Here is a 14,266-nt window from a genome sequence, read left to right as displayed (position 1 = left end):
GCAGTGACGATACTCTATTATATAATAAAGTAGCCATTCATTGCCGCTGAAGAGAGAATCAATACCAAAACACAATTTATATTATCCATGAAAACACGAATCATAGAGTGTGTCCCAAATTTCAGTGAGGGACGTGATAAGAATGTAATCAAGGCCATCACTGACGCAATCGAGAGCGTCAAAGGCATCAGTCTGCTCGACGTTGACCCGGGAGAGGCCACCAACCGCACGGTCGTCACGTTCGTGGGCGAACCCGAGGCTGTTGTCGAAGCTGCCTTCCAAGGTGTGAAACGTGCGGCCGAACTCATTGATATGCGCAACCATCACGGCGCACATCCGCGCATGGGTGCGACAGATGTATGCCCCCTGATTCCCATTTCCGGAATCACACTTGAAGAATGTGCGGAACTGGCCAGAAAGCTCGCAAAACGCATTGCCGACGAACTTGAAATCCCGACCTACTGCTATGAAGCTGCCGCCTTCACTCCCGAGCGCAAGAATCTTGCCGTATGTCGTGCGGGCGAATATGAAGCCCTTCCTGAAAAGATGAACCACGAAGGCAAAGGCCCCGACTTCGGCGACCGCCCATTTGACGAGAAGGCAGCCCGCACAGGAGCCACCACGGTCGGTGCGCGCGACTTCCTCATCGCTGTCAACTTCAACCTCAACTCCACCTCGACCCGCCGTGCGAACGCCATTGCATTCGATGTCCGCGAAAAGGGACGTCCCGTGCGCGAAGGTGGCAAGGTCAACGGCAAACCGCTGAAGGATGAGAACGGCAACACCATCATGAAGCCCGGTACTCTCAAAGCCACCAAGGCCATCGGTTGGTTTATTGACGAATATGGTATCGCCCAGGTGTCGATGAACATCACAGACATATCCACCACTCCACTCCATGTCGCATTTGATGAAGTCTGCCGCGCGGCCAATGAGCGCGGTGTGCGCGTGACCGGCACTGAAATCGTGGGTCTTGTGCCCAAGCGCACCCTCCTCGAAGCCGGACGTTACTTCCTCCACAAACAGCAGCGTTCCACCGGCATCTCAGAAAGCGAAATCATCCGCATGGCCGTCAAGTCAATGGGACTTGACGAACTGGCGCCATTCCGTCCCGAAGAGAAGGTGATTGAATACCTCATCGCGCCGAAAAACGCCGGCAAGAAGCTCACCGACATGACATGCACCGAATTTGCCGAGGAAACTGCATCCGAATCCCCGGCTCCGGGCGGAGGTTCCATCTCGGCCTACATGGGCGCTCTCGCGGCTGCCCTCGGCACAATGGTAGCAAACCTTTCAAGCCACAAAGCCGGTTGGGACGAGCGTTGGAAAGAATTCTCTGACCAGGCCGACAAGGGTCAGGAGCTGATGCAGCGTCTCCTCCATCTTGTCGACGAAGACACCGAGGCATTCAACCGCATCATGGACGCTTTCAAAATGCCAAAATCAACCGATGAGGAAAAAGCAGCCCGCGCGGAAGCCATCGAGGCCGCTACGCTGTATGCGACGCAGATTCCCCTCTCGACAATGGAGACCGCTGCCGAGACTTTCCCCCTCCTCGAATCAATGGCCCGCACAGGCAACCCGGCTTCTGTCAGCGATGCCGGAGTCGGCGCTCTTGCCGCCCGCTCGGCCGTCCTCGGCGCACAGCTCAATGTCCGCATCAATGCCGCTTCGTTGAAGAACCGCGAGGAGGCCGACCGTCTGACAGCCCGTGCCGAAGAAATCGCAAACCGCGCTATCGAAGCCGAAGCCAATGTGCTCCGGATCGTCAACGAGGTTCTTGCAAAATAAGTAACGCCATAACTATCAACCATGACTAAAGAAGAATTCCGCGCTACGGTCGGTGCCGGTATCCCCGACACCCTCCCGCAGCCCAAAGCATACGACCAGAATGTCAACCATGCGCCCAAACGCAAGGACATCCTGACAGCCAAAGAGAAAAAACTTGCGGTGAAGAATGCCCTGCGCTACTTCCCCAAGCATCTTCATGCCGAACTTGCCCGCGAGTTTGCCAAGGAACTGGAGACCTACGGCCGCATCTACATGTATCGCTTCCGTCCCGACTATGAGATGTATGCCCGTCCCATCGACGAATATCCGGCACGTTCACGTCAGGCTGCTGCGATAATGATGATGATTCAGAATAATCTCGATCCGCGTGTGGCTCAACACCCCCACGAGCTCATCACCTACGGAGGAAACGGCGCCGTGTTCCAGAACTGGGCGCAGTATCTGCTCGTCATGAAATATCTTTCCGAGATGACCGACCGGCAGACCCTTGTCATGTATTCCGGCCATCCCCTCGGTCTCTTCCCATCGCACCCCGACGCTCCGCGCGTGATAGTCACCAACGGCATGGTCATCCCCAACTACTCCAAGCCTGACGACTGGGAGAGATTCAACGCCCTCGGCGTGTCACAGTATGGTCAGATGACAGCCGGTTCATATATGTATATCGGTCCGCAGGGCATCGTCCACGGCACCACCATTACCGTCCTCAACGCAGGCCGCAAACGTCTCCCCGAAGGTAAACATGACCTCGGAGGTATGCTCTTCGTTTCCGCCGGTCTCGGTGGAATGTCGGGCGCACAACCCAAGGCCGGAAATATCGCAGGCGTTGTCAGCATCATCGCCGAAGTCAATCCCAAGGCTGTCGCCACCCGCCACAGTCAGGGCTGGGTGGATGAGGTCCACACATCGCTCGACGAGCTGATGGAGCGCGTGGCAGAAGCCCGCAAGAACCGCGAGGCGGTATCACTTGCCTATCAAGGCAACGTAGTCGACCTCTGGGAACGTCTTGCAGCCGATGGCGTGAAAGTTGACCTCGGATCCGACCAGACTTCCCTCCACAATCCCTGGGCCGGAGGATACTATCCCGCCGGACTGAGCTTCGAGGAGGCAAAGGTGATGATGGCCGAGAATCCCGAAGAATTCAAACGCCGGGTGCAGGAATCCTTGCGCCGTCAGGTTGCCGCCATCAACAAACTCACGGAAAACGGAATGTATTTCTTCGACTATGGCAATGCCTTCCTTCTCGAATCTTCGCGCGCCGGAGCCGACATTATGACCGAAGATGGAACTTTCCGCTATCCCTCCTACGTCCAGGACATCATGGGGCCGTCGTTCTTCGACTATGGTTTCGGTCCTTTCCGCTGGGTGTGCACATCCGGCAAACCGGAAGACCTTGCAAAAAGCGATGCTATCGCCGCTGAGGTCCTCGAAGGAATCCTCAAATATGCACCCGAAGAAATCAAAGGCCAGTTGCGCGACAACATCCATTGGATCCGCGAGGCCGGACGCAACAAACTCGTTGTCGGTTCGCAGGCCCGTATCCTATATGCCGATTCCGAAGGCCGCACCAAAATCGCACAGGCTTTCAACGATGCCATAGCCCGAGGTGAAATCTCGGCTCCAATCGTCCTTGGCCGCGACCACCACGACGTATCGGGCACGGACTCTCCCTACCGTGAGACATCCAATATCTACGATGGCTCACAATTCACTGCCGATATGGCTGTCCACAACGTCATCGGCGATTCATTCCGCGGTGCCACATGGGTTTCAATCCACAACGGTGGCGGTGTCGGTTGGGGCGAAGTCATCAACGGAGGTTTCGGCATGGTCATCGACGGATCTGAGGATTCCGCACGCCACATCGACGAGATGCTTCTCTGGGATGTCAACAACGGCATCGCCCGTCGCAGTTGGGCCCGCAACGAGGGTGCAATCTCCGCAATCAAACGCGAGATGGAGCGCACTCCAGGTCTGCAAGTCACACTGCCGAACATCGCTGACGACGAAATCATCGCCGCCGCATTCGAATAAGTCATTGCCACCGTCTGTAGGGACGCGCTGTAGCGCGTATGCCCGATGAAATACATCTATATATGCATTACATTATATATGTAATACATTCTCATTTGGGTTCAATACGGCATACGCGCTACAGCGCGTCCCTACAGATATCAAAACACCCCTTAATTACAAAATCCCCTCAATTACAGGCGACAATGCCTGTAGAATCTACAAGACACCCTGAAAACCTTAAATCCATAAAACAATGATTCATCATATCAGCCCCGAATGGCTCACAATCGAGCGCGTCGGGGAAATCATCAACAACAAGATGACCCTCGAACTGAGCGAGGAGTCAGTCAACCGTATCAACCGCTGCCGTCAGTATCTCGACGACAAAATCAGCGAGTGTGACCATCCTATCTACGGTATCACCACCGGATTCGGTTCACTCTGCAATATCTCCATCGACCAGCAGGACCTGTCGAAACTTCAGGAAAATCTCGTGAAATCCCACGCCTGTGGCTGTGGCGACAAAGTTGACCCGCAGATTGTAAAAATCATGCTGCTCACCAAAATCATGTCGCTTTCATTCGGCAATTCGGGTGTGCAACTCTCGACAGTGCAGAGGATGGTCGACTTTTTCAACGAGGACATCATACCAGTGGTCTATCAGCTCGGCTCACTCGGTGCGTCGGGCGACCTTGCCCCTCTGGCCAACATGTGTCTCCCGCTCCTCGGCCTCGGAGAAGTATTATATAAAGGTGAGGTCCGTCCTGCCGCAGAAGTCCTTCGCGAGAAAGGCTGGGAGCCTGTCAAACTTGTTTCGAAAGAGGGACTCGCCCTGCTCAACGGCACACAGTTCATGTCGAGCCACGCCGTCCACGCAATACTCCGCGCACGCCGTCTGAGCGCGCTTGCCGACAAGATCGGCGCAATGTCGCTCGACTCTTTCGACGGCCGCATCGACCCGTTCGGCGATGAAGTCAACGCCGTGCGTCCTCATCCCGGACAGCTTGCAACAGCCCGCGCCGTCCGTGGCCATCTTGAAGGCAGCGAACTCATCCGCCAACACAAGAAACATGTCCAGGACCCCTACTCCTTCCGCTGTATGCCCCAGGTCCACGGAGCCGTCAAGGATGCACTTAGCTATGTCGGTGACGTGATTGAGACTGAAATCAACTCTCCGACCGACAACCCGACCATTTTCCCGGAGGAAGACATCATCGTATCCGCCGGCAACTTCCATGGCGAACCCATAGCCCTGCCGATGGACTATCTCGCTCTTGCGATGGCCGAACTCGGCAGCATCTCCGAACGCCGTATCTACCGGCTCATCTCCGGTGCGCGTGGTCTCCCTCCGTTCCTCGTCGCAAATCCTGGTCTCAACAGCGGTTTCATGATTCCGCAATATGCCGCCGCATCCATCGTCAACCAGTCCAAGGGTCTTTGCTGGCCGACGAGCTGCGACTCGATTCCGTCGTCGCAGGGTCAGGAAGACCACGTCTCGATGGGCGGAAACTCCGCCACCAAACTTTGTCGTGTGGTCGACAACACCGAACGTATCCTTGCCATCGAACTTTTCAACGCTGCGCAGGCTCTTGACCTCCGCCGTCCGCTGACATCATCGCCGGAACTTGAGAAGTGGCATGAGGAATACCGTAAAGTCGTTCCCTTCATCGATAATGATACCGTGATGTCGCCCTACATCGCTGCATCAGTTGAATTCCTACGCAATAATCCCTAAGCTGCATCATAATGCTTATAACCAATATCGGTGTCCTCGTCGGAACAGACGGCGGGGACACCCCTTTCCTCAGAGGAAAGGATATGAACCGGCTCGGCACTCTGAGCAATGCGTGGCTGCGCACTGACGGTGAACGCATCCGCGATTTCGGCCCGATGGCTGAATGTCCGGCCCCACGCGTCGGCGAAGAAAAAGTGGACGCTGAGGGAGGCTATATCTTCCCCTCTTTCTGCGATTCCCACACCCATATAGTCTATGCAGGAAGCCGCGAACGCGAATTTATCGACAAAATCAACGGCCTCAGCTACGAGGAGATTGCCAAGCGCGGAGGGGGCATACTCAACTCTGCCGACCTTCTCCATGCGACATCGGAAGATGAGCTATACCGACAGGCAATGACCCGCGTGAGGGAAATCATAGCTATGGGTACAGGCTGCGTGGAAATCAAGAGCGGCTACGGTCTGACGACTGCCGACGAACTGAAGATGCTGCGCGTCATCGCCCGCATTGCGGAAAGCACACCATTGAAAGTAAAGGCGACATTCCTCGGCGCACATGCAGTCGGACGTGCCTACGCAGGCCGTCAGGGCGACTATGTCGATCTCGTCTGCAATGAAATGATTCCTGCCGTGGCTGCCGAAGGACTTGCTGAATTTGTGGATGTGTTCTGCGACGCAGGATTCTTCACCGTAGAGGAAACTGACCGGATATTGACAGCCGGAGCACACTACGGACTGCGCCCGAAAATCCATGCCAACGAGCTTGCCGTTTCGGGAGGCGTGCAGGTCGGAGTGAAACACAAGGCCCTTTCCGTGGACCACCTCGAACGTATCGGCGACGAGGAAATTGCAATTCTTGCCGAAGCGCAGACAGTGGCGACAATGCTGCCGGGTGCGTCATTCTTCCTCGGAATGCCCTACGGACCGGCCCGCAAAGCCATTGAAAGCGGAGCCATCGTCGCACTTGCTTCCGACTATAATCCCGGCTCGTCACCCTCAGGCAACATGCGCATGGTCATGTCGCTCGGCTGCATCAAGATGAAACTCACTCCCGCCGAAGCCATCAACGCCACAACCCTCAACGGAGCTTTCGCAATGGGTTGCAGCAATGATTACGGCTCGATAGCCTCCGGGAAAATAGCCAATTTCTACCTCACCCGACCGCTGCCATCACTGGAATTCTATCCCTACGCCTACGCGACACCCGTCATCACCAGCACCTACCTCAAAGGGGAGCTCGTATGACCGACTAACCTTCCCCCGCAAACTAACGGTTGTTAAGTGTGGGGAGAAAGGCATCAGGTATATGTTCGATGGTATAATTCATAGGATTGCCTATCACAAGGACGAGGTCGAAACGTGGTTCAAGAGGAATGTCGTAGGAATTGATATATGTATCAGCAGCCCTGACAAGCCGCGAACGCTTACGATTGTCAATCGCATCCGCCGGATCCGTAAAATCCGTGGCGCGTGTCTTGACCTCCACAAAACAGATTGCATCATCCCTCATGGCTATGAAATCAATCTCAACCCCTGCTATGCGGATATTCTCTCCACCTATCGCATAGCCCTGCGTGAGAAGATAGTCTCGTGCTACCTCCTCTCCCCATCGTCCAAGTTCATTGTGATCAGCCATAATAGATTCGAATAAATGCAAATATAACAGCAATTTTCGAATCCCACAAAACAAACAGCCACAAAATCCCTGATCGATAAAGGCACAGTTCATACATGTTTGATTTTTCATTGCAAACAGTATGAACTGTGCCTTTCAATTCCATACCGCTATGCCCGTATCGGCCAAATTGCAGCTATTATGACAGTTCATCACAACCGATGTGAAACCGTCATCTGCCATTATATTTCCGGTTGATTTGCGTATATGGAATTTTTAACTTACTTTTGCAATATCTCCTCATAAACGGTTATTTTTACACATATTTTTTCTTTTAACCTTACCTTCTCCTATCAGTTTAACCAGTTTTCTTAAAGGATTTTTCAATGGATTTTCAATACACAGTGTTATGAGATATTTATTGAATTCTGTAAAATAACCGACTTTTATATATACTATAGTAACCAACCCAATAATAACCAACTTATTACATATAACATTTTAACCAATTCATCATGAGAAAATTAATTTTGACTGTAGTTGGCTTTGCAACTTCGTTTGCCATCAACACAAGTGCCCAGTCACCCTCCACTACTGAATCAGACAGCGTGGTGGTGAGTGCTACCGAACTCAATGCCCTCCGCTCAGATGTGAACACTATGAAAAGCGAACTGGAGGAAATCGAGAAGAAGGAGAAAAAGGATGCTATCTGGAAACATCGCCGTGCATGGACTTTCGCCTACACAAACTCAACCCTCACCCAACCCGACGATGAAAGCTGGGGTGAACTCAAGAGCAAATTCGGTGTCGGCATGACATTCTCAAACACCTATTTCCTCCACAAGCCTGCCATTCTGGGCATGATAAAGATAGGTATTGATGCAAAATGGCTCGACATCAACTATGTGCAATACGAAAAGGAACCCTTCAGCAAGGTCGGAGAAAACGGCTCTGAAATCGTCGAGCTCGAACGCAAGAAAGCAGAAATCGGCATGGGTCTCGGTCCGTCAGTGACTGTCGCTCCCCTGAGCTGGATGCCCAACGCCCTGCGCTATCTCCGCGCCACAGCATACTATCACTTCACCCCATCGGTTTCGGCAATGTATCTTGACGATGAATCAAGCGTGGCGTTCAACATGATAATGAACGTAGGTGCGAAGGTTACCTACCGCCGTCTCAGCGTCGGTATCGAACGCCGCTGGGGTACTGCCAAATATGACCGCATCCTTCCCGATGAATATTTTGAAGAGACAGGCAAGGACAGCTCCGACAAGACGAAATACAAGACAAAATCTATCCGCGCATATATCTCACTCAACTTCTAAGAGGCTGACGTAAGCGATTTTTACCTGACACAATAAAGGACACCGTTCATACCGCTTGATTTTCATGCAAAGTGTATGAACGGTGTCTTTTATCGTATCTCTGTAAGTCCGGGCAAACTTGCCTACAAAACTTACCTCAACAATTCTTCTCTCTAAGCCGGAGAGATTCGAGCGAACGGATGGCCTCGATGCACATACGCGAATTGTGATAGGGGCATTTCCAGAATCCGGCCTTGTCATCGGTGCGATTGATAGCTCCATCAGGACTTTTGCGCGACCAGTACCATTCTCCGGCGGGGTCCACAAGGTTGTCGGTGATATAACGCCACGATTCCATTGCCTTTACCTCCTGTCCGGAGAGGCCGTGATGCTCGGCAAGCCACAACTGGCCGATTACATTCTCCGCCTGCACCCACCAATGCTTATCGTTGTCATAGCGTCCGTCGGGATGGCGTTCGTAGACCATCGAACCATCCGTGCATCGTCCTTGCAGACCTGCATACGCGATATGGAGTGTATGGTCAAGCGTCTCTTTAATCAGAGCTTCATCTCCAACGATATATGCACTTTCAAGCAGAAGCCATGATGCCTCGATGTCATGGCCATAGCTTTCTGCTCCCGGCAGGGCATTCCAGTCATCGTCAAAGAAAAGTGTGAGATGATGCGTCCTTGGATTCTCGATTTTGTCAAGAAAAATTCTGAGAAGATTTGACGTGGCCTCACCGACACGGGAGATAGCCCCCTGCAGACCGAAATCGACCGAATCGAGAGCATCAGGATCAAGCAGCGAACCTTTGTAGCCACTGTCCTCCTCGACCTGTTTCTCTTGCAAGGCTCTCAGAAGATTCGTATAGCCTTCAAGGATGTGGAGATGGGTATTCATTGTCTTTGAGGCATTGGCATCATGGTCGCTGAGACGCATGTCGGCAATCGGCTTCCAGTCGCGTGTCGTGGCCTCGATGTAGCCGTTCTTCAGCCTGTCGCGCGAATGTTCCTCTATCGAATCAAAAAGTTCAAGCGCGAATATGAGAGCATCTTCATTCTTTGAGGCGCGGTAGTACTCCGACAATCCATAGATGATGAAAGCTATGGCATAGAATTGCTTCTTGGTGTCGAGTGGCGACCCGTCGGCATTCAGGCTCCAGTATGCACCGCCGAAACCACCGTCGAGGAAATGCGCGGTTATATAGTCGTATGCGCGTCCGGCCATCGCGAGATATTCCGGTTTTCCGGTGGCAAGATAGGCCGCGGAGAAAGTCCAGAGAATGCGGGCGTTGAGGATGGCACCCTTCGGCGCATCGGCATCAAGTTCATCATTTCCGTCGCGGCGACCGTAAAAGCCTCCGCGCTCTTCATCGACCATCCTGTCCATCCAGTATGGAAGTATATTTCCCTCCAGATTCTTTCGGAAAGATTCAATATATGCTTTATAGTCCATTGTCTAAAATCAATTTATGTCATGAGTCAAACATCATACCGGCTCCACGAACTCATCGGCAGGGATTTCGACCGGTTGCTGACGTTGCTGACGCAGACGGGATATAATATCGTTCATCTCATCTGTCCCGAGAGGATAGAGCCACACAATGAGCATCGAGAGGAGAGCGACACCGGCAGGTATAAAGGTCATGAGCATCCACAGGCATGTGATTGCGCTCTGAGGCTGGACAATACCGACAGCCGACGGGTCGGTGTTCTCGACATAACCGCAGGCACTCAAGAGCCACATGACAGCCGCTCCACCTATGGCACCGCCAAACTTCTGGGCCATCGAAGCCGAGGAGAAGATCAAGCCTGTCGAGGCCGAACGGGTCTTCAGTTCGGAATAGTCACTGACGTCGGCATACATCGACCAGACAAGGGGCGACATAACGCCTGTCAGCACCGAGATGACAACCTGCAGCAAGAGCATCAGCAGCAATCCGCCGTTGCTTTCGGGGGATAGCATGAAGAAGATGACGCTGAAAACAATCAACAGTGCATCCACGAGGATGAAAGTCGGTTTTTTGCCGAACTTCTTCGTGATGGGGACAGCAAGAGCCACACCGACCATGTTGGCAACCTCACCAACGCCGAGGAACAGACCTGAGTAGAAGAGTATCGACAGGGAGAAAATGGCGATATGCTGCTCGCCTCCGATGATGTCGGCGAAGAAGAATGCCACAGTTGCGCCACGGACTGTGTTGAAAAGGTTGAAGCAGAGCGACGCACCGTTGAGCAACCACCAGGGTTTGTTGGTGACGAGGGCCTTGAGGTCATTGCCGAGCGATGCGGAGCTGACGGTGGTCAACTGCTCGCGTGTGAAATAGAAACAGAGGAGGAAGAGAACGAAACAGCATACGGCAATCACAATCATTGCAAACTGCCAGCTCGACTGCAGCGACATGCCGAAGCTTCCGGAAAAGAGCTTGCACAGAGGATCCCATGCAAAGAGAGCAATGAACGAGCCTCCGTAGGCGAAAAACATGCGGAATGAGGAGAAGACCGTCTTTTCCTGCGAATTGTCGGTCATCACACCGAGCATCGCACCGTAGGGGACGTTGATACCGGTGTAGACCGTCATCATGAGGATATAGGTGACGTAGGCCCATACAAGTTTAGCTCCATACGCCCAGTCGGGAGTAGTGAAGAGTAGTATACCGCAAATCGAGAAGGGAGCGGCCACCCAAAGGAGGTAGGGACGATACTTGCCCCAGCGCGTTTTGGTGCGGTCGGCAACGATACCCATCATAGGATCCGAGAGCGCATCCCAGATTCGGGTGACGAGCAACAACACACCTGTGTCGATAAGGCTTATACCGAACACGTTGGCATAGAAGAAAGGTAGGTAGTAGCTGAAGACTTTCCAGAACATGGACGATGCCATGTCACCGAAGCCATAGCCTATTTTTTCACTGATAGAAGCCATGGTTTTAGCATTTAGAATAACGGGTAAAGTATAGAGATTAAAGTATAGAGTATAGATAATTGTAGGGACGCGCTGTAGCGCGTATGCCAGATGAAAAACAGACTGCATATCTGACAATAACAGACATGCTGTACCGCACAACGACCGAGTGTCCGATAGGATTCTGACCGACCCTGCGACCGAGTGTCCGATAGGACACTGATTTACTCGTAACCCCGTACATCGGAGCGCAGCGTAGATGTGCGGGGATATGGAATAAATAAAGTACTGATGTCCGCAGGACATCGATTTACTTCGCCTCATTACAATCACTCACGGTAAATCGGTGTCCTTTCGGACACCTTGATTTATGTTTTTGTCATTCCCCCGCACATCTACGCTGCGCTCCGATGTACGGGGTTACGAGTAAACCGATGTCCTGCGGACATCCCATCTGTTGCAAAGCGGCTCATCCCATGATCGCGAGGTTGCGATCGATGAGCGAGTTGAGGGTCTTGACAGATTCAGAGGTCGAGAGGCCGTCCTGCGGAGTGTTGAAGCAGTAGTCGACGAGGCGGTCGATTGTCGAAGTTGCGACATGCATACGCGTGTCGGAGGATGCATAGTAGATATACACCTTGCCATCCTCATCGGCAATCCAGCCGTTGGCAAAAAGCACATTCATCACATCGCCGATATACTCCTCCCCGACCGGAGCCATGAAGTAACCGCCGGGTGAGGCAATCTTCTTCCAGGGCTCTTCAAGCGAAGTCATGTAGAGATAGAGCACATAGCGCAGACCGGAAGCACATCCGCGTACACCGTGGGCAAGATGGAGCCATCCGCGCGAGGTCTTGATGGGATGAGGGCCTTCACCATTCTTCACCTCCTTGATGGTATGGTAATAGCGAGGGTCAATGATTATCTCCTCCTTGACCTCGGCATTCGTGATGTCGTCGACGAGAGCCCAACCGATTCCGCCACCGCTACCGGTGTCGATGAAGCCATCCTGCGGGCGGGTATAGAGGGCATATTTGCCATTGACAAATTCAGGGTGAAGCACCACATTGCGCTGCTGGGATTTCGACTTCAGGTCGGGCAGACGCTCCCAGTTGACAAGGTCGCGGGTGCGGGCGATACCACATGCAGCCGTTGCAGCCGAAAGATCGCCGGGTTGGGAATCATCGTGACGCTCAACGCAGAAAAGGCCGTAGACCCAACCATCCTCATGATGAGTCAGGCGCATATCGTAGACGTTGACAGCCGGGTCATCGGTGTCAGGCATGGTGACGGGATGCGGCCAAAAACGGAAGTTGTCAATGCCGTTGGGGCTTTCAGCGACTGCAAAAAACGATTTGCGGTCATTGCCTTCAACGCGCACCATCAGAACATATTTGCCGTTCCATTTGATGGCACCGGAATTTAGAGTGGCGTTGCAGCCGATACGCTCCATGAAATATGGATTGGTCTCAGGATTGAAATCATATTTCCAATAAGGAGGCACCATTTCGGCTGTAATGACCGGATTGACATATCGTTCGTAGACACCGTTACCTTCAATCGGGGAATTGGGACGTGTCACCAGTGATTCGTAACGGGCGAGGATGAGATCTTTGCGGTAGTTGAAAATATCCATCATTTTAAAGTAGGTATAAAGGATGAAATCCGGAGAGAATGAAATTTATTTTACAAATATTGCAGAAATTTACTTTACAAATATTGCACCGGAGCTTTCAGCAAATTTCTTAAAATCGGCTTCGGCCGGATGGCCGGGATATGGAACATAGAAATGGTTCGGTTTCTCGCTCTCGATGGCGTTGCGCCAGACGCAGACGTAGGCAATGGGAAGGTCCTTGATGGCCGATTGGAGCACTCGGGTGTACCAGTCGTCTATTTCGAGTCCTTCAAGTCCGGTCTCGGTGAACGCTGCAACTTTTCCACGCTTGCGGGCCTCGTCGACCACGAAGGGGAGCTGCGATTTGATGCGGTCAACATATTGTGCTGTCCCCTCCTCGCCGTCGAACTGATAGATGTCCGTTCCGAGGATGTCGACATATTCATCGCCGGGATAGGTCGAGAAATATTCTTCCGGGGTCAGGTCCTTGTCGGGCGAATAGGCCCAGACCACATTGTTGACTCCAATCTTGTCGAAACCGCTGCGAGTGCGCTTCCAGAGGTCGATATACTGGGCAGAAGTGCCATGCTCCTTGCCCCACCAGAACCATGAGCCGGAATTTTCATGCCAAGGGCGGAAAATCACGGGGATAGGGTTTCCGTCTGCATCCTTAAGCGATGCGATGAAACCGGCGGCACGAGAAATCCAGGCATCGAGAGTGTCGGAAAGGGCTTTGTCGCTCTCAAGCATTGAAAGAGGAGCCGTCGACACATCCCACGAATTGCCACGCGAGACGGGATTGATGGGATGCCAACTGATAGCGTTTATGCCTCCGCGCGCATCCTGCGCGGCGATTTGCGAGGCTATGAATTCAAACGGCACACCGTCAAGATTCTTCGCCGAGTCAACTTCAATCAGGCCGAGGTCCCAACTCATCAGACCGGGATAGGCACCGGTGACGGCTTTCACATCCGAAGCTCCGTCGACGTAACGCCATGTGTGGCCGTATGCGGTGTCATCGTGATGGCCAAAGTAGAAATGACCTGTACGACTCACGGAATCGAGCCGTTCAATCAGGGTCTGCGCCGGAGTGGGCGCCTGAGCTTCCTTATTCTCAGTCTTAGACGAACCACAAGCCATCAGAGCCAGTGAAGCCGCAATCGGCACTATATGTTTAATGCATGATTCACAATGCATGATTCATAATGTTTTTAATGATTGATTTATTTAATGCATAATTCATGATGCATGGTGCATGATTTCTGATTCCGGCATGAGGCTGC

Annotated in this window: 10 protein-coding genes; 5 read left to right on the top strand and 5 right to left on the bottom strand. The window is 52.7% G+C overall.

What is annotated here, in order from left to right:
- Nucleotides 1-87: 87 nt before the first annotated feature.
- The 4 genes from ftcD (at nt 88) to hutI (ending at nt 6,786) form a co-directional block, all read left to right on the top strand.
- Nucleotides 88-1,791, top strand: coding sequence for a glutamate formimidoyltransferase (ftcD, locus tag QZ310_RS02970; protein WP_297070219.1), 1,704 nt, complete (start codon nt 88-90; stop codon nt 1,789-1,791).
- Between the two features lie 21 nt (nt 1,792-1,812).
- Nucleotides 1,813-3,825: a urocanate hydratase gene (locus QZ310_RS02965; protein ID WP_297070216.1), complete on the top strand. Its 2,013-nt coding sequence runs from the start codon at nt 1,813-1,815 to the stop codon at nt 3,823-3,825.
- A gap of 235 nt (nt 3,826-4,060) precedes the next feature.
- Nucleotides 4,061-5,542: a histidine ammonia-lyase gene (gene hutH, locus QZ310_RS02960; RefSeq protein WP_297070214.1), complete on the top strand. Its 1,482-nt coding sequence runs from the start codon at nt 4,061-4,063 to the stop codon at nt 5,540-5,542.
- Nucleotides 5,543-5,553: 11 nt separating this feature from the next.
- Nucleotides 5,554-6,786: an imidazolonepropionase gene (gene hutI, locus QZ310_RS02955; protein WP_297070212.1), complete on the top strand. Its 1,233-nt coding sequence runs from the start codon at nt 5,554-5,556 to the stop codon at nt 6,784-6,786.
- A gap of 22 nt (nt 6,787-6,808) precedes the next feature.
- On the opposite strand, the gene QZ310_RS02950 is transcribed toward hutI, so the two are convergent.
- The gene (locus QZ310_RS02950; protein WP_297070210.1) at nt 6,809-7,177 is read right to left on the bottom strand and encodes a YraN family protein; all 369 of its coding nucleotides are present in this window, start codon (nt 7,175-7,177) and stop codon (nt 6,809-6,811) included.
- Nucleotides 7,178-7,671: 494 nt separating this feature from the next.
- On the opposite strand from QZ310_RS02950, the gene QZ310_RS02945 reads away from it, so the two are divergent.
- Nucleotides 7,672-8,481 (top strand): hypothetical protein, encoded by an 810-nt coding sequence (locus tag QZ310_RS02945; RefSeq protein WP_297070208.1) that lies wholly within the window; start codon nt 7,672-7,674, stop codon nt 8,479-8,481.
- Between the two features lie 136 nt (nt 8,482-8,617).
- On the opposite strand, the gene QZ310_RS02940 is transcribed toward QZ310_RS02945, so the two are convergent.
- From QZ310_RS02940 to QZ310_RS02925, 4 genes are all read right to left on the bottom strand, one after another.
- Nucleotides 8,618-9,919, bottom strand: a complete 1,302-nt coding sequence (locus QZ310_RS02940; RefSeq protein WP_297070205.1) for an AGE family epimerase/isomerase — start codon at nt 9,917-9,919, stop codon at nt 8,618-8,620.
- Nucleotides 9,920-9,952: 33 nt separating this feature from the next.
- A complete protein-coding gene (locus QZ310_RS02935; RefSeq protein WP_297070203.1) occupies nt 9,953-11,389 on the bottom strand; it encodes an MFS transporter in 1,437 nt (478 codons plus the stop codon).
- Between the two features lie 448 nt (nt 11,390-11,837).
- Entirely contained in the window at nt 11,838-13,004 is a 1,167-nt protein-coding gene (locus QZ310_RS02930) for a glycosidase (protein ID WP_297070406.1), read from the bottom strand.
- 69 nt (nt 13,005-13,073) lie between these two features.
- Nucleotides 13,074-14,180, bottom strand: a complete 1,107-nt coding sequence (locus tag QZ310_RS02925; protein ID WP_297070200.1) for a glycoside hydrolase family 26 protein — start codon at nt 14,178-14,180, stop codon at nt 13,074-13,076.
- Nucleotides 14,181-14,266: the final 86 nt, after the last annotated feature.

This window comes from uncultured Duncaniella sp. (assembly GCF_910577345.1).
In the GTDB taxonomy this organism is placed as follows: Bacteria; Bacteroidota; Bacteroidia; order Bacteroidales; family Muribaculaceae; genus Duncaniella.
Note: the sequence above shows the minus strand (reverse complement) of the source record. Positions and strands in the feature narration are given on the sequence as shown.